Genomic DNA, 16908 nt, shown 5'->3' with positions numbered 1-16908 from the left:
ACCGACGCTCCGCGTCGGCTCCTTCCTCCGCCTTGCAGCTGCACGCACCAGCCCCCGCTCCCTGATCCAGCCTGATCCAAACGAAAGACCCTAGATCCAGCCACGTTCCCGGGCCAGCAGCGCGGCGTGGGCGCGGCTCGCGGCGCCGAGGGTCTGCATCAGATCGGCGACGTGCCGCCGGTACGTGCGTACCGAGACGCCCAGTTCACGCGCGCCCGCCTCGTCCTTGCCCACGGAGCACATCGACACCAGCACCCGGCGCTCGGTCTCCGACAGGCAGTCCGTCGGCTCCTGGTCCGCCGGGCCGTCCGCCTGGCCGAGATCCGCCGCCTGGTCCCAGATCTTCTCGAAGAGCGCGATGATGTTGCTGACCAGGCCGCTGCGGTGGGCCAGCAGGGCGCCGCGCGAGGTGTCGCGCGGGTCCAGCGGGACGAGCGCCGCCTTGCGGTCGTAGACCAGCAGCCGCTCGGCGCTCTGCTCCGTCACCCGGATCATCGCCCCGTGCTCGGCCAGCTCCCGCAGATAGGCGGCGGTCGCCCGGTCCCGCAGCGCGTCCCGGATCACCACGTTCCGGATCTTCACGCCGCGCCGCAGACAGCGCAGGTCCAAGGGGCGCGAACGGGCGATGTTCTCCGGCGACAGCTTGGTGTACGGCTCCACGGACAGGATCTCCTCCCGTGCGAAGAACGCGAGGTCGTCGATCCGGTTGCGGATCTGCGCCAGCCCCTCCAGCTGCTCGATCCCGAGCGGGGGAGGCTTACGGGTGAACTGTTCCGCGCGTAGACCGTCGACGACGTGCCGCGCCCGGGTGACACGCTGGAACTCCTGGTGCAGGGCATGCACCCGCTGGTCGATCAGCCGGGCCACGGCGGTCTCGGGATCGGTCGGGAAGACCTGCGTGCCGGATTCCTCGGGGTGCAGCAGCCGCAGCTCGCGGAGGCGCGCGACACAGGCGCGCGCGGCATCCGGGGTGGTGTGCAGCAGCAGCTGCGCGTCCTCTGTGGTGGTGCCGGGATTACGCAGGAAATGCCGGTATACCGCTTCCTCGGCCGCCGAGACTCCGAACACGGACATCTCGTTGTCGCCCACGTGTGCCCCCGCTGCCGTACGCCTGCCCCCGAGCCTGCTTGCGTAATCTTTCGGCCAAAGAGTAGACGCTGGGCCCATTTCTGTGAGGACCCCGGACACAACTGTGTACGAGCCGGAGATGAACGGTGCGTGTCCTGCGACGAGCGGCTGCCCCCGCACGACGGGCGGTCCGTACCGGACCCGGGGCCCCTTCCCCGCGACGCCGGACACCGCGCCTCCCCGCCACACGGACACCGCGCCTCCCCGCGACGCCGGACACGAGCCCCGCGACACGGACACCGCGCCTCCCCACCACACGGACACTGCGCCTTCCCGCGACGCCGGACACGCGCCGCCCCGCGACACCGGACACCGGGCCGCCCGCCCGCACGCGGGCGGCGCGGCGGAGTCGTAGGCTGGTGGTCCCCGGCCCGTCCGGGGGTGGCGCCCGCATCGTGCCGGGACCGGAAGCCGCCCCCGCACACGTGTCGGGTCCTTCGCGTTGCCCGTCCCTGGCAGCAGCCGGCTGTCGGGACCTGCCCTTCATTACCGGACGGAAGCCCTTCATGAGCCTGCACGGTCTGCTGGATGTCGTCGTACGTGATCCGGCGCTCGACGAAGCGGTGAGGGCCGCTGGCGACGGCCACCGGACGCACGTCGATCTCGTCGGCCCGACCGCCGCCCGCCCCTTCGCCATCGCCGCGCTCGCCCGCGAGACCGGGCGCACGGTCCTCGCCGTCACCGCGACCGGCCGGGAGGCCGAGGATCTGGCGGCCGCGCTGCGCACCCTGCTGCCGCCGGACACGATCGCCGAGTTCCCGTCCTGGGAGACCCTGCCCCACGAGCGGCTCTCACCCCGCTCGGACACCGTGGGCCGCCGCCTCGCCGTGCTGCGCAGGCTGGCCCACCCGCGCGCGGACGACCCGGAGACCGGGCCGGTCTCGGTGGTCGTCGCACCGATCCGTTCCGTGCTCCAGCCGCAGGTCAAGGGGCTCGGCGACCTGGAGCCCGTGGCGCTGGCCATCGGGCAGAGCGCCGATCTCGGCAAGACCGTCGAAGCGCTCGCCGCCGCTGCCTACTCCCGGGTCGAACTGGTCGAGAAGCGCGGCGAGTTCGCCGTACGCGGCGGCATCCTCGACGTCTTTCCGCCGACCGAGGAACACCCCCTCAGGGTGGAGTTCTGGGGCGACGACGTCGAGGAGATCCGCTACTTCAAGATCGCCGACCAGCGCTCGCTGGAGATCGCCGAACACGGACTGTGGGCGCCGCCCTGCCGTGAGCTGCTGCTCACCGACGTGGTCCGGGAGCGGGCCGCCGTCCTCGCCGAACACCACCCCGAGCTGGGCGAGCTGCTCGGCAAGATCGCCGAGGGGATCGCGGTGGAGGGCATGGAGTCCCTCGCCCCGGTGCTCGTCGACGACATGGAGCTGCTGCTCGACGTGCTGCCGCAGGGCGCGATGGCGGTGGTCTGCGACCCGGAGCGGGTCCGCACCCGGGCCGCCGATCTCGTCGCCACCAGCCAGGAGTTCCTCCAGGCGTCCTGGGCGGCCACCGCGGGCGGCGGCGAGGCCCCGATCGACGTGGGCGCGGCCTCGCTGTGGGGCATCGCGGACGTCCGGGACCGGGCCCGCGAGCTGGGCATGATGTGGTGGTCGGTCTCCCCGTTCGCCGCCGACGAGGCCGAGGCCGACGAGGACACGCTGCAACTCGGCATGCACGCCCCCGAGGCGTACCGGGGCGACACCGCCCGCGCCTTCGCCGACACCAAGGGCCGGATCGCCGACGGCTGGCGCACCGTCTACGTCACCGAGGGCCAGGGCCTCGCCTCCCGTACCGTCGAGGTGCTGAGCGGCGAGGGCATCCCCGCCCGCCTCGACCCGGACCTCGCGGAACTCTCCCCGTCCGTCGTGCACGTCTCCTGCGGCGCGATCGACCACGGCTTCGTCGACCCGGCGCTCAAGCTCGCCGTGCTCACCGAGACCGATCTCACCGGCCAGCGCACCGCCACCAAGGACCTGGGCCGGATGCCGGCCCGCCGCCGCAAGACGATCGACCCGCTGACCCTGGAGTCCGGCGACTACATCGTCCACGAGCAGCACGGCGTGGGCCGGTACATCGAGATGGTGCAGCGCACCGTGCAGGGCGCCACCCGCGAGTACCTGCTCGTCGAGTACGCCCCCGCCAAGCGCGGCCAGCCCGGCGACCGCCTCTACATCCCGACCGACCAGCTGGAACAGGTCACCAAGTACGTCGGCGGCGAGGCCCCCACCCTGCACCGGCTCGGCGGCGCCGACTGGACGAAGACCAAGGCGCGCGCGAAGAAGGCCGTCAAGGAGATCGCCGCCGACCTGATCAAGCTCTACTCGGCCCGGATGGCCGCCCCCGGCCACACCTTCGGCCCCGACACCCCCTGGCAGCGCGAACTGGAGGACGCCTTCCCGTACGCGGAGACGCCCGACCAGCTCTCCACCATCGCCGAGGTCAAGGAGGACATGGAGAAGTCCGTCCCGATGGACCGGCTGATCTGCGGCGACGTCGGTTACGGCAAGACGGAGATCGCGGTCCGGGCCGCGTTCAAGGCGGTCCAGGACGGCAAGCAGGTCGCCGTCCTCGTCCCCACGACCCTCCTGGTCCAGCAGCACTACGGCACCTTCACCGAGCGCTACTCCCAGTTCCCGGTCAACGTCCGCGCGCTCAGCCGCTTCCAGTCGGAGACCGAGTCCAAGGCCACCCTCGAAGGGCTTCGGGACGGCTCCGTCGACCTGGTCATCGGCACCCACCGCCTCTTCTCGTCCGAGACCCGGTTCAAGGACCTCGGCCTGGTCATCGTCGACGAGGAGCAGCGCTTCGGCGTCGAGCACAAGGAGCAGCTGAAGAAGCTCCGCGCCAACGTGGACGTCCTCACCATGTCCGCGACGCCCATCCCCCGTACCCTCGAAATGGCCGTGACCGGCATCCGCGAGATGTCGACGATCACCACGCCCCCCGAGGAGCGCCACCCCGTCCTCACCTTCGTCGGCCCGTACGAGGAGAAGCAGATCGGCGCCGCCATCCGCCGTGAACTGCTCCGCGAGGGCCAGGCGTTCTACATCCACAACCGCGTCGAGTCGATCGACCGTGCCGCCGCCCGGCTCCGCGAGATCGTCCCGGAGGCCCGGATCGCCACGGCCCACGGCCAGATGTCCGAACAGGCCCTGGAACAGGTGGTGGTGGACTTCTGGGAGAAGAAGTTCGACGTCCTGGTCTCCACGACGATCGTCGAGTCCGGCATCGACATCTCCAACGCCAACACCCTGATCGTGGAACGCGGCGACAACTTCGGCCTCTCCCAGCTCCACCAGCTGCGCGGCCGGGTCGGCCGGGGCCGCGAGCGCGGCTACGCCTACTTCCTCTACCCGCCGGAGAAGCCGCTCACCGAGACCGCCCACGAGCGCCTCGCCACGATCGCCCAGCACACCGAGATGGGCGCGGGCATGTACGTGGCGATGAAGGACCTGGAGATCCGCGGCGCCGGAAACCTCCTGGGCGGCGAGCAGTCCGGCCACATCGCGGGCGTCGGCTTCGACCTGTACGTACGCATGGTGGGTGAGGCGGTCGCCGACTACCGGGCCTCCCTCGAAGGCGGGGTGGAGGAGGAACCGCCGCTGGAGGTCAAGATCGAGCTGCCGGTCGACGCCCACGTCCCGCACGACTACGCCCCCGGCGAGCGGCTGCGCCTCCAGGCGTACCGCGCGATCGCCTCCGCGAGCACGGAGGACGACATCCGGGCGGTGCGGGAGGAGCTGACCGACCGCTACGGCAAGCTGCCCGAGCCGGTCGAGAACCTGCTCCTGGTCGCCGGTCTGCGCATGCTGGCCCGCGCCTGCGGCGTCGGTGAGATCGTCCTCCAGGGCCCGAACATCCGCTTCGCCCCGGTCGAGCTGCGCGAATCGCAGGAGCTGCGCCTGAAGCGCCTCTACCCGCGCACGGTCATCAAACCGGCGGTCCACCAGATCCTGGTCCCGCGCCCCACCACCGGCAAGGTCGGCGGCAAGCCGGTCGTCGGCCGCGAACTGCTCGCCTGGACGGGGGAGTTCCTCACCACGATCCTGGGCTCGTGACCGCCCCGGGGCCCGCCGCACACGACGGGCCCCGCTCGCGCCCCTCTCCTCCCTCCCCGCGAACAGCGCGGCGGGGAGGGGCGGTGGTCTCAGCGGGCGCGGGGCGGGACGGGCGTCCTGAACGTGAGCCACGCGGACGTGCCGACGATGTGGTTGACGGCCCCGGAGCTGTCGGCGAGCCCGTTGACGAGGGGTGCCCCTCGCCCTGAGCGGGCCTCGCGGCCGAGTCAGCGGACCACCGGCGGTCCGGGCCCGCTGCCGCGAACCTCCAGCCGCACCGCTGCGGTCAGCCCTCGGCCTCCCGGGCGACCTGTTCCAGGCGGGCGCGGTGGGCCGCCCACCAGGCCGGGTCGTGGGACGGGAGGCTGTCCTGGGCCGGGGTGTGGCCGGTGGAGCCGTCGATGAGCTCCCGGACCACGTCGGCGTGGCCCGCGTGGCGCTGGGTGTCGGAGATGACGCGGAGCAGGAGGTGGTGCAGTGTCGCCTCGGCGCGCTCCTCGGGCCACCACGGGACGCGGCCGGTCGCATCGAGTGCGTGGGTCTCGACCGTGGCGTTGGTGTGCGCCCAGGCGCTGCGGTACAGCGCGATGATGTCCTCGCGGGATTCGTCCGCGGTCGCCCACATGTCCGCGTTGGGGTCCGCGTCCTGCGTGTACCACCAGGACGGCGGCTCCCCGGTGAAGTAGGGCCGCCCGAACGTGTCACCGAAGTAGCCCAGTTCCACCCCGGCGAGGTGCTTGAGCAGCCCGAGCAGGTTCGTGCCCGTGGGCGTCAGCGGGCGGCGTATGTCGTACTCGCAGAGGCCGTCGAGCTTCCATACGAGGGCGTCACGCCCCTGCTGGAGGTACTGGAGAAGGTCCGCTTTCGGATTCGGCTGGATCATGCCGGGCAGTCTCGCATCCGGCACTGACAAAGGGGGCCGGACGCGTCCGCCCCGCCGAAGTGGTCACGGCGGCGGGGGAGCGTTCAGGGGAGGATCGCCCGGACTCCGCCGCGCGAGGCGCGCGGAGCGGGAGAAGGACTGCCGGAGCACGGCGTAAGGGGCGGTGATCCTCGGGTAGAGGCATGCGTAGTACGGGCGTTGGGTCCGGCATAAGCCCAGTCCGTAGTGCGTGACGGTGAGGGCCAGGACGCTGTTCGGGTCTCGCTCGACGGCTACGAAGCCCCGGACCAGCAAGCCGTTCCAGGCGTGCCCCACGTTCGGATCGTTCAGCGTGGTCCCGAAGTCGTACGTACGGCCACTGCGCTGCAGGAGGTCCACCATCATCCGCCACTGCTGGGCGCTCATCGCCTCAGCGAGGAAGCGGAGTTGGGCCGCGGCAACGGCGCCGGGGTGGCGGTCGATGTTCGCCCTCAGCTCTTCCAGCTCCTTGGTCCTGACGCGGGCCTCCCGGCTGCCCTGGGCGTACGCGACGTTGACCTGCGCGATCTCGTGACGGCGAAGCAGGTCCCGGTACCTGCCCAGGTCGTGGTTGACCAGTCGGCACACCACGCTGGCAGGACGCCTGAGCTGTTCGGCGATCCTGATGAGCAGCTCCTCATCCGGATCGATCAGGGCGGGGCGGTGCGTGACCTTCGCGAGCTGGAAGACCTCGACCAGATGCGCCGTGACGATGGCCCGGCGCCTGACGGCCGCGGGGTGGTGGTCCAGGGCGCGGCGAATCATGCCCAGCGGAAGTCTCAGCGCGGTCGCCATCTTCAGGGGAAGAGTGCCGTCGTCGTGGGTGGGGAGTACCGCCCGGTTCTCGATGTCACGGTATGTCGTACGGCTGAGGCCGATCAGCTGGGCGAACTCGGCCGAGGTGAGCCCCGCGTAGCAGCGCAGATCTCTGATCTGGTCGACGTGGCCCGCGGGCCGCGCCTGGTAGAGCTCGCGCGCAGGCACCTGGAAGATGTTCGCCATCTCGCGCACCCGCCCCGGTTCGGGAACGGACTTCTCCTGCTCGTAGGCGAGCACGCGCGCCTTGGACGTCTTCAGCAGGGCCGCGAGGTCCGCCGCGCTGAGGAGACGCCCGCCCACTTCCTTACTCGTGCGTAGCTGGCGAAGGATGCTCGCGTCGAATTTCGCGGTTCCGCGCGTCATGGATGAGCCCCTTCCGTACGAGGTGCGAGATCGCCAAGGTACCGTTTAGGGACAGCCTCCAGCCTGGCTGCCAACCTCGGCAGATCCAAGGATTATGTTTCTCCTGGTAGATGGCTGAGCACGGTATCGCTTAGGGTCAATACGTGTTTCGGTTGAAGCGCGTCTGCGGGCAGGGTCTATGCGTCGGGGACATGCTGACGTGTGTGAGACCCCTCGGGGGAGGGGCGCTCCAGGCGTGTTGAACAGAAGAAGGACCCGCGCCCCTGGATGGAATCAGAAACGCGGGTCCGAGCCGGCTTCGGCGTCAGGCGGCGGGTGAGGTTGCGACCCTCATCCGCCGCTGCCGTTGAGGAGGCCGTAGATCAGGACCGCGAGCGTGGCGATCGCGGTGATCGCTTCGACTCCCAGCTTGATCCACGTCAACAACGACGCGATGCCGTGATCCGGTTCCTCGTGGCCCTGGGGGTCCGTTTCAGCGTTGCTCTGGCCCGCCTTGCCCGGAACGACGTGGGCTTGCGGGTCCGGAACCTCGCTGTCCCGGTCCTCGGACCTCTCGGAGTCGGCCATCCGAATCATGCTCCCTTCCGTTGGGTTGTTCGAGCCGATACAGCCCGTACGGTGCCCACCGACCGAAAGTCGGAAGAGAGTGGGGAGAAGCCTACCGGTTCGCACATGCATCCACGGAGTCCAGCGGACGGGGTAACCCGCGTCCCGCCGAGTCGCCCCAGCCAAAGGCTTGCATTTCTTGGCGAGTTGGTGAGTTTCGCCTTCAAAGTATGCCTGTGCAGCCGGTATTGACATGGTTTCATGCGCCGGGTGGCTGTCAGGGGGGTGGCCCATGAGGCACGGGGGGCGGTCGATGTTTCCGGATTGAGATCGGCACTGACGTCTGTCGCGCCGGAAGCGGGGGTTACGCGCAGCGTTCCCCGTCATGCGGAACGTGACCGTGCCGCCGCGGTGGAACGCCTCGTGGAGTTCCGGCGGCTAGCAGATCTTCGGGGGGAGCGCCAGATGCGGGTGCCCGGAGATTACGCGCCCCCGGATCGTTGCCCGTCTCCTCGGCGGCCTGCCGGATCGCCGGGGTCCGGCCCTCGCGCGGCCCTGTTGCCGGATGCGGAGGGGGCCAGTGCCGCGGGGGCGCGGGCAGGTGCCGGGCGGGTGTCACGCGCCCGAGGGGACGTCCAGGCGCTGCGTGCCGACGACCGACAGCAGCCGCAGCGCCTGTTCGGACGGCGAGCCGGGGGCCGCGGTGTAGATGACGACCCGCTGGTCCCGGTCGGCGATGTCCAGGACGTCGCAGTTGACGGAGACGGGGCCGACCAGGGGGTGAGAGAAGGTCTTGCAGAGGGTGGGGCGGGCGGCCACGTCATGGGCCGCCCAGATGCGTGCGAACTCCTCGCTCCCGGCGAGGAGTTCCTGGACCAGGCCGGTCACCTCGGGGGAGTCGGGGTAACGGGCCGCGGCCGTGCGCAGGTGCTGGGCCGAGGTCCGGACGAACTCGTCCGCGTCCGAGACGCCGTACAGCCGGCGGCCGTGCCGGTGCGGGCCGAGGAAGGCGCGCCGGACGAGGTTGCGGTCGCGGCGCGACAGCGCGGAGAAGTCCTCCATCAGGGCCGCTGCCAGTCCGTTCCAGGCGATCACCTCGTACGTCGCCGACAGCACGAGGGCCGCGGCCTCCGGGAGCCGGTCCAGGAGGTCGGCGATGCTCTGCCGCACCTCCCTGGAGGGGCCGGGCGGGGGGCCCGGCGGAGTACCGGCGAGGTGGTGAAGGTGGTCGCGTTCGGCGTCCGAGAGGCGCAGCGCGCGGGCGATCTGGGCCAGCACCTCACGGGAGGGATGCGGGGCGCGGGCCTGCTCCAGGCGCGTGTAGTACTCCGTCGAGATGAACGCCAGGTGCGCCACCTCCTCGCGGCGCAGCCCCGGCGTACGGCGGCGCGGCCCAGCGGGCAGCCCCACGTCGGCCGGGGTGATCCGTTCACGCCTGCTGCGCAGGAAGCCCGCGAGTTCTCGTCGATCCACCCCTCCAGTGTGCGCGAACCCCGGCCGGCCGAGCCAGGTACCGCCGGTGCCTGGATGAGGACCGCGGTCCGGAGCAGGCTCATCGGCATGAACGACACACTGATCACATCCACCACACGGCCGGGCCTGCTCTCCGGAAAGGTCGCCCTCGTCGTCGGAGCGGGCCGCGGCATCGGCGCCGCCGCGGCGCGGCTGTTCGCCCGGGAAGGCGCGCGGGTGCTCCTCGCGGCCCGCACCCAGGCCCAGCTGGAGGCGGTGACCGAGGAGATCCGGACGGCGGGCGGCACCGCGGAGTACGCGCTGTGCGACCTGGCTGACCCGGCGAGCGTCCGCGCGGCCGTCGACCGGGCCGTGGAGGTGTACGGCCGCCTCGACGTCGCCTTCAACAACGGCGCCACGGCCCAGCCGCCCGGCCCGATGGACGAGCTGACGGAAGCCGACTTCGACCGGGTGTGCGCGGTCGACTTCAAGGGGCCGTGGCTCGCCATGACCGCGGAGATCGCCGCCATCCGGGCCACCGCCGGGACCGGGGCGATCGTCAACACCTCCAGCGTCGGCAGCCTGATGGGCAACCCGTGGCTGCCCGCCTACGGCGCCGCGAAGCGGGCGGTCAACAGCCTCACCGCGTCGGCCGCCGTCACGTACGGCCCGGAGGGCATCCGCGTCAACGCCATCGCGCCCGGCACCACGCTCACCGAGATGGTCCACGAGTGGGAGGCGGACTCTCCCGGCATCATCGAGCAGCTCAATGCCCAGACCCCGCTGGGCCGCGCGGCCGACCCGGACGAGATCGCCGAGGCGGCGGCCTGGCTGCTCAGCGACCGCGCCTCCTACGTCACCGGCACCGTGCTTCGCGTCGACGGCGGCATGCGGTCCTGAGCCGGGAGCCGGGAGCCGGGAGCCGGGAGCCGGGAGCCGGGAGCCGGGAGCCGGACGCCGGGCGGCAGGTGTCCGGCGGTGGTCGGCAGGTGTGATTCCGGACGCATTGGGGCGGGGTGCGGTTGCGGACACCGGTGCGCAGGGGAGACGTACGTACGATTCGGTGGTTCGGCTTTCTCCCCGTCAGGACGGCTTCGCGTGTCAGCTCCCCGTGTGTACCAAGTGGTCCTGCCCGCCCTCTGCGTGGCGGCCGCGGTGGCCCTGACCGGCTGCGAACCCGGGACCTCTTCCCCGGAGGGGCAGGGCGGCGGGCGGACCGTCAGCGGTTTCGGAGCGAGCCCGCTGGAGAACGCGGATGGTACGAAGCCGGGCCTCGCGCCGCTCACCTCCGAGGCGGACCGGGCGGCCGGGCGGAAGATCATCGAGCAGGTGGCGACCAAGGGGCGCGGGCCGAGGACCGGTTACGCGCGGGACGAGTTCGGTTACGCCTGGAAGGACTCGACCGACGGGATACCGCTCGCGCGCAACGGCTGCGACACCCGCAACGACCTCCTCGCCCGGGACGGCAAGGACGTGAAGCTCCGGTCCGGTTCGGACTGCGTGGTCGTGTCGATGACCCTCAAGGACCCGTACACCGGCTCGACCATCGCGTGGCGCAAGGAGCAAGCCACCAAGGTCCAGATCGACCACGTGATGCCGCTCTCGTACGACTGGCAGATGGGTGCCGCGCGCTGGAGCGACGCCAGGCGGCAGCAGATCGCCAACGACCCGCTCAATCTCATCCCGGTGGACGGCCCGGCCAACAACGCCAAGCGCGACTCCGGTCCGGCCTCCTGGCTGCCGCCGTACAAGCCGGTCCGCTGCTCGTACGCGGTGCGGTTCGCGCAGGTGTCCCTGAAGTACGGGCTGCCGGTCACCGCCCCCGACAAGACGGCGATGCTGGAGCAGTGCGGCGGCTGAGGCGAACGGCCTGATGGCCCCTCGGAGGGGCCGGGCCGGGGTGCGGGTCAGAGCTTCAGGTCCCACTGGGTGGCGTCGTAGGTGAATCCCGGGTTGACCTCGACCGTCAGGTTCTTGGCGTCCGCCGGGGTGTCGAAGGCGAACTGGACCGTGACCTTCTTGCCGGGCAGGATCGTGCCGTCGAAGCCCGCGCCCACCTTGTCGTCGAAGATCTGCTCGGCCTCCACACCGTCCTGGCCGGCTCGGGCCGCGACGTTGACCAGCGCGGAGTCGAACTTCTCCTTGCCCGCGTTCTCGATGACGACGGCGACCCGGTAGGCCTTCTTGCCCTTGGTGTGGCCGACGGCGTAGGCACCCGGGGCGTAGGAGGTGGCGTCGCCGACCGTGACCGTCAGGTCGTCGTCGTAGACGGCCGAGTCACCGGTCTCCAGGGCCTCGGAGGTGTCCTTCTTCCCTTCCTCCTTCTTGGAGTCCCCCTTCTTGCCGGCGTCGGCGTCGCCGCCGGGCTTCGGCTTCGCGGAGGCCGTGGTGTCCGAAACCGCCTTGTCGAGGTCCTTCACGGCGTCGTCCACCGCCTTGAACGTGATGACCACACCCACCACCGCGAGGACCAGTGAGACAGCGCCGAGCGCGGCGCCGAAGGTGGCCACGCCCTTGTTCGTGGCCTCGCCGCGCTTGGCCCGGCCCCGGCCCGACAGGCCCAGGATCAGGGCGATCAGGCCGAGAAGGCCCGCCAGCCAGAACAGGAGCGGGATCAGGCCGGACACGGCGCCGATGATCCCCAGGACGAGCGCGGCGATGCCCAGCCCGTTACGGGCCGGGTGCGTGCCCGGTGTCGGGACGGGCGCGTACGGCTGCTGGGGCTGCGGGGACTGCGGCGGCTGCGTGAACTGGGACATGGCTGTGCCTCCGGCAAAAGTAGACGTGGTGACGAGCGGCTTTGTGTAGAGCCTTCGTGCATCGCTGGTGCAGCGATGGGTCAATCACAGCAGAGCTTGTGAACCGAGTCAACACCCCTCACGATGGAGGGGATGGTGCACGCTGTGAATCGGTAGCGCGTGAACCGGGTCGGTATGCTCGCCGACAAGCCACCACCGGGACGCGTGCCAGGACCAGGGAGACAGCCAGTGCCGGAGAAGCCGGAGAAGCCGGAAACGACGGAGAGCTCGACGGATGCGGGCGCCGCCGAGGTGACCGCCGCCGGGATCGCACGGCTGGCAGGGGTGGGGCGCGCCGCGGTCAGCAACTGGCGCCGCCGCCACGCCGACTTCCCCAAGCCCGTCGGCGGTACCGAGACCAGTCCTGCCTTCTCCCTCTCCGAGGTCGAGCAATGGCTGCGTGACCAGGGGAAGCTCGCCGAGGTTCCGCTGCGCGAACGGGTCTGGCAGCAGCTCGCCGGGCACCCCGCCGGAGCGGTCCCCGCCCTGGTCCACACCGGCTGCGCCCTGCTCCTCCTGCGGATCAGCCCCAGTGCCTGGCGGGAGTGCGCCGCCGTCTCGGACGAGCGGATGGCCGGGGTGCTCTCCCTCGCCTTCGACCGACTGCTCGCCGAGTGCTTCGGCCCGGCGGCCGAGCCCGGCCGGGCGGTTCACACCCCGGGCCGCGGCGAACTGTTTCCGTCCGTCCCGCTGCTCCGCGCCGCCGCCGAACTCGCCGAGGGCACCGGCGCCGCGGAGACCTTCGAGTTCCTGCTGGGCCGCCAGCTGGACGCCAACCCGCGTCAGTACACCCTCACGCCGCCCGGACTCGCCGAGCTGATGGCCGCCCTGGCCGGGGCGCGGGGAGAGCGGGGAGAGCAGGGAAAGCAGGGAAAGAAAGCCGGAGAGGAAGGGGAGAGCGGAGAGGGGCTGCGTAAGGTCCTCGATCCAGCCGCGGGCACCGGCGCCCTGCTGCGCGCCGTCGACGGCCCCGCCGCCCTGTACGCGCAGGAGGCCGATCCCGAACTCGCCGCGCTCACCGCCCTCCGGCTCGCCCTGCACGCCGGTGAAGGCCGCGCCGCCGACGGCGCCCACACGGTTCACGACGCCCGCACCACCGTCGCCGCGCGGACCGCCGACACCCTGCGTGCCGACGCCTTCCCGCAGCTCGGCGCGGACATCGTGCTCTGCCACCCGCCGTTCAACGAACGCAACTGGGGCCACGACGAACTTGCCTACGACCCGCGCTGGGAGTACGGCTTCCCGGCCCGCACCGAATCGGAACTGGCCTGGGTCCAGCACGCCCTGGCCCGGCTGCGCGCGGGCGGCACCGCCGTCCTCCTGATGCCCCCGGCCGCCGCCTCACGCCGTTCCGGCCGCCGCATCCGCGCGGACCTGCTCCGCCGCGGTGCCCTGCGCGCCGTCGTCGCGCTCCCGGCCGGGGCCGCGCCCCCGTACGGCATCCCGCTCCACCTCTGGGTGCTCCGCAAGCCCGGTGGCGGTGCGGCCCCCTCGCCCGAACTGCTGCTCGTCGACACCGCCGAACCCGCCGAACCGTCCTTGGCGGGCCCCGCGCCCGCCGCCCCGGCCGGGGGGCGCGACCGGCTCGACTGGCAGGCGGTGCACAACGCCGTGCTCGACGCCTGGCGGTCCTTCGGGAGCGACGGCGGCCCGGCCGCCGACCGTCCCGGCGTCAGCCGCGCCGTGCCCGTCATCGAACTCCTCGACGACGACGTGGACCTCACCCCCGCCCGCCATCTGCCGCCCGTCACCTCGGGCGGCCCGGCCGAACTGATCCGCGTACGGGAACGGCTCACCGAGACGCTCGGCCTCACCGCCTCCCTCACCCCGCCCGCCGCGTCGCCCGGCGGCCCCGTCCACCGGCCGCTCACCACCGTCGGTGAACTCGCCCGCGCCGGTGCCCTCCAGCTCCGTACCGGCGGTTCCGGCACCGGCACCGGACGCGTCCTCACCGAGCACGACGTCCTCGCCTCCACCGCCCCCTCGGGAAATCTGCCCGCCGACGGGCCCCCCGAGGAGCCGGTGTTCGTCGAACCGGGCGACGTCGTCGTCCCCGTCCTGGGCGGCGGCTCCGTCACCCGGGTCGTGGACGAGGCCACCGCGGGCGCCGCGCTCGGCCGCAACCTCCAGCTGCTGCGTCCCGACCCGGCCGCCCTCGACCCGTGGTTCCTGGCCGGGTTCCTGCGCGGCACCGCCAACAACCGCCAGGCCAGCAGCTACGCCTCCACCGCCACCCGGCTGGACACCCGCCGCCTCCAGCTCCCCCGGCTGCCGCTCGCCGAACAACAGCGGTACGGGCGCAGGTTCCGCGCCCTGGCGGAGTTCGAGGACGCCCTCCGGCTGACCGGCCGACTCGGCGGACAGCTCGTCCAGGGGATGTACGACGGGCTGACCGACGGCACGGTCGCACCGGGCTGAACACGAGCGCGACACGGTCCGGGGTGAGGCGGAACACAGTCGATCCGTACAACCCCGGGCCGGTTGTCGGTGTCGCCCTTTACGCTCGGTTCTGTGTGCACGGAGCGTGCGCGCGGATGTCCAACGACCAGGTCCTTCAGGAGCAGCCATGTACGCCCCGGCTCATCCGCCGACGCCGCCGCGCCGGATTCCCGGCCGGGCCTGGATCGTCTCCATGCGGGTGCTGTTCATCGTGCTCACGGTGGGCTCGGTTGGGCTGTTGCTGTGGACTCCGCTGCTCCGCCTCGCGATCGTCCGCCGCCGGGCCGCCGACTGGTGGCTGACCGGGGCCGGGTTCGTCCTCGTCTGCGTACTCCTGCCGGTCCTCGGCCGGGACGGCGGCGACGAGCCGACCGGTATCGACAACGTGCTCATCCCCTTGCTGCTGCTGGCGATGGCGGGTTCGATCGCGTACTACCTGGTCGGGGACATCCGCCATGTCGACCGGCTGGCGAAGGCGCGCGCCATGCCCGGCCCGCCGCCGGGATACGCCTACGCGCAGACGGTTCCTGCGCTGCCGTCGCCCGTCCCCGTTCCCGCTCCTGTCCACGTTCCGAGGCCGCAGCCTCAGCCGCAACAACCGCCGCTGCCGCCGCAGCATCCGCGGCCTTATCCGCAACAGCAACAGCAACAGCAACAGCAACACCAGCCTCAGCCGCAACAGCCTCCGCACGCCCAGCCCCAGCCCCAGCCCCAGCCCCAGCACCCCCGCCCCCAGCGCATCGACCAAGTGCGCGCCGAGCTGGACGAGCTGAGCGACTACCTCCGTAAGGAGGAGGGCCGGTGAGCGGACGGGTCATCGGCGGCCGTTACGAACTGGCCACCATCCTCGGCCAGGGCGGCATGGGCCAGGTCTGGACGGCCTACGACCAGCGCCTGGACCGCCGCGTCGCGGTGAAGCTGCTCCGCCCCGACCGGGTCACCGGCCCCGTCGACAGCGGGGCCGCCGACGAACTGCGCCGCCGTTTCGTCCGCGAGTGCCGGGTCACGGCCCGGGTCGACCACCCGGGCCTGGTCACCGTCCACGACGCGGGCAGCGACGGCGACGACCTCTATCTCGTCATGCAGTACGTCGAGGGCGCCGACCTCGCCGACCACCTCGCCGAGCACGACCCGTACCCCTGGCAGTGGACCGTCGCGGTCGCCGCCCAGCTCTGCTCCGTCCTGTGCGCCGTGCACGCCGTGCCGATCGTCCACCGCGACCTCAAGCCCCGCAACGTGATGGTCCGTCCGGACGGCACCGTCACCGTCCTCGACCTGGGTGTCGCCTCCGTTCTGGACAACGACACCACCCGCCTCACCCACACCGGGTCACCCATCGGCTCCCCGGCCTACATGGCCCCCGAGCAGGCGATGGGCGGCGCCGTCGGCCCGTACACCGACCTGTACGCCCTCGGTGTGCTGCTGCACGAACTGCTCAGCGGCGACGTGCCGTTCTCCGGCTCCACCGCGCTCGGCGTGCTCCACCGCCACCTCCACGAGCCGCCGCTCCCGGTCCGCCGGATCAGGCCCGACATCCCCGGGCCGCTCGAAGCGCTGGTACTGCGGCTGCTCGCCAAGGACCCCCAGCACCGCCCGTCCGGCGCCCAGGAGGTGTACGACCACCTCGCCCCGCTGCTCCCCGCGCCGGGCACCGCGCTCGCGGCCGGGCCGCTCGACCCGACCCGCCCCTTCCTGCGCCCGCACGCCCCCTGGCCCGACCGCGCCACCCCCGTACCCCCGCAGCCGCAGGCGCCGCCCGCGCCCGCCGCCGCCCGGCCCGATGTGGCCGCCGCCGTCGACGACGTCAAGAAGCTGCTCGGCGAGGGCCGGATCACCCAGGCGGTGGACCTCCTCGGCTCGATCCTCCCGGTCGCCGCCGAACAGCACGGCGAGGGTTCCGCCGTGGTCCGCATCCTGCGCAAGCAGTACGCGGCGACACTGATGGACGACGGGCAGTACCGCCGCGCCCTGCCCGAGCTGCGCAGACTCGCCGACGACCGGGCGGCCGAGGCGGGCCCGGCCGACCCGCAGGCGCTCCAGTTCCGCTACGACGCCGCCCAGTGCCTGGAACAGCTCGGCGAACCGGCCGCCGCGCTCGCCGAGTACCGCGCGGTCCTTCCGTACTACGACGAGCACGCCAGGGGCGGCGACCCCGCCCGCAGCTTCGAGATCCGTAACCGGGTCGCGCACCTGCTGCTCGCCCTTGGCGACCATGTCACCGCCCGCGTCCAGCTCCAGGCGCTGCTGTACGACTCCGAGCGGGTCTACGGGCCCCAGCACCCGCTCCCGGCGGAGCTGCGCCGCCGCCTCGACCGCCAGGCCGAAGTCCACGGCGGCTGAACCTCTTCGGCCGCGGCCCTCCCGTGTCCCCCTGATCCGGGTCATGGTGAACGCTGCCCGGTGGTCCATGCTCAAGCCGCCG

The 16908-nt window shown here is 72.0% G+C and carries 12 protein-coding genes; 6 read left to right on the top strand and 6 right to left on the bottom strand.

Annotated features, from left to right (window positions below; all coding sequences use genetic code 11):
- Window positions 1–90: 90 nt before the first annotated feature.
- Window positions 91–1089 carry a helix-turn-helix transcriptional regulator gene (locus ACFVWY_RS31215; RefSeq protein ID WP_389878235.1) on the bottom strand — a complete coding sequence of 333 codons (999 nt, stop codon included), beginning with the start codon at window positions 1087–1089 and terminating at the stop codon, window positions 91–93.
- Between the two features lie 545 nt (window positions 1090–1634).
- Here ACFVWY_RS31215 and mfd point away from each other — a divergent pair.
- Complete coding sequence (gene mfd, locus ACFVWY_RS31210; RefSeq protein ID WP_389878234.1) at window positions 1635–5168, top strand: transcription-repair coupling factor; 3534 nt, start codon at window positions 1635–1637, stop codon at window positions 5166–5168.
- Between the two features lie 286 nt (window positions 5169–5454).
- Here mfd and ACFVWY_RS31205 read toward each other — a convergent pair whose 3' ends face one another.
- The 4 genes from ACFVWY_RS31205 to ACFVWY_RS31190 form a co-directional block, all read right to left on the bottom strand.
- Window positions 5455–6051 carry a DinB family protein gene (locus tag ACFVWY_RS31205; RefSeq protein WP_389878232.1) on the bottom strand — a complete coding sequence of 199 codons (597 nt, stop codon included), beginning with the start codon at window positions 6049–6051 and terminating at the stop codon, window positions 5455–5457.
- A gap of 63 nt (window positions 6052–6114) precedes the next feature.
- Window positions 6115–7251 (bottom strand): helix-turn-helix transcriptional regulator, encoded by a 1137-nt coding sequence (locus ACFVWY_RS31200; RefSeq protein ID WP_389878230.1) that lies wholly within the window; start codon window positions 7249–7251, stop codon window positions 6115–6117.
- A 330-nt stretch (window positions 7252–7581) separates the two neighbouring features.
- The gene (locus ACFVWY_RS31195; protein WP_389878228.1) at window positions 7582–7818 is read right to left on the bottom strand and encodes a hypothetical protein; all 237 of its coding nucleotides are present in this window, start codon (window positions 7816–7818) and stop codon (window positions 7582–7584) included.
- A gap of 594 nt (window positions 7819–8412) precedes the next feature.
- Window positions 8413–9270, bottom strand: a complete 858-nt coding sequence (locus tag ACFVWY_RS31190; RefSeq protein ID WP_389878227.1) for a helix-turn-helix transcriptional regulator — start codon at window positions 9268–9270, stop codon at window positions 8413–8415.
- Between the two features lie 87 nt (window positions 9271–9357).
- On the opposite strand from ACFVWY_RS31190, the gene ACFVWY_RS31185 reads away from it, so the two are divergent.
- Both ACFVWY_RS31185 and ACFVWY_RS31180 read left to right on the top strand, forming a co-directional pair.
- Window positions 9358–10149, top strand: a complete 792-nt coding sequence (locus ACFVWY_RS31185) for an SDR family NAD(P)-dependent oxidoreductase (RefSeq protein ID WP_389878225.1) — start codon at window positions 9358–9360, stop codon at window positions 10147–10149.
- 198 nt (window positions 10150–10347) lie between these two features.
- Window positions 10348–11109: an HNH endonuclease family protein gene (locus tag ACFVWY_RS31180; RefSeq protein ID WP_389878223.1), complete on the top strand. Its 762-nt coding sequence runs from the start codon at window positions 10348–10350 to the stop codon at window positions 11107–11109.
- Between the two features lie 47 nt (window positions 11110–11156).
- Here ACFVWY_RS31180 and ACFVWY_RS31175 read toward each other — a convergent pair whose 3' ends face one another.
- Window positions 11157–12008: a DUF4190 domain-containing protein gene (locus tag ACFVWY_RS31175; RefSeq protein ID WP_389878221.1), complete on the bottom strand. Its 852-nt coding sequence runs from the start codon at window positions 12006–12008 to the stop codon at window positions 11157–11159.
- A gap of 291 nt (window positions 12009–12299) precedes the next feature.
- Here ACFVWY_RS31175 and ACFVWY_RS31170 point away from each other — a divergent pair, with 291 nt between their 5' ends.
- The 3 genes from ACFVWY_RS31170 (at window position 12300) to ACFVWY_RS31160 (ending at window position 16826) form a co-directional block, all read left to right on the top strand.
- Complete coding sequence (locus tag ACFVWY_RS31170) at window positions 12300–14465, top strand: N-6 DNA methylase (protein WP_389878251.1); 2166 nt, start codon at window positions 12300–12302, stop codon at window positions 14463–14465.
- A gap of 148 nt (window positions 14466–14613) precedes the next feature.
- The gene (locus tag ACFVWY_RS31165; protein ID WP_389878219.1) at window positions 14614–15291 is read left to right on the top strand and encodes a hypothetical protein; all 678 of its coding nucleotides are present in this window, start codon (window positions 14614–14616) and stop codon (window positions 15289–15291) included.
- On the top strand, window positions 15288–16826 hold the full coding sequence (locus ACFVWY_RS31160; RefSeq protein ID WP_389878217.1) for a protein kinase: 1539 nt from the start codon (window positions 15288–15290) through the stop codon (window positions 16824–16826). The genes ACFVWY_RS31165 and ACFVWY_RS31160 overlap by 4 nt, the downstream gene beginning before the upstream one ends.
- Window positions 16827–16908: the final 82 nt, after the last annotated feature.

It is taken from the genome of Streptomyces sp. NPDC058195, from assembly GCF_042883525.1.
Lineage (GTDB): Bacteria > Actinomycetota > Actinomycetes > Streptomycetales > Streptomycetaceae > Streptomyces.
This window is presented reverse-complemented; position numbering and strand designations above follow the sequence as displayed.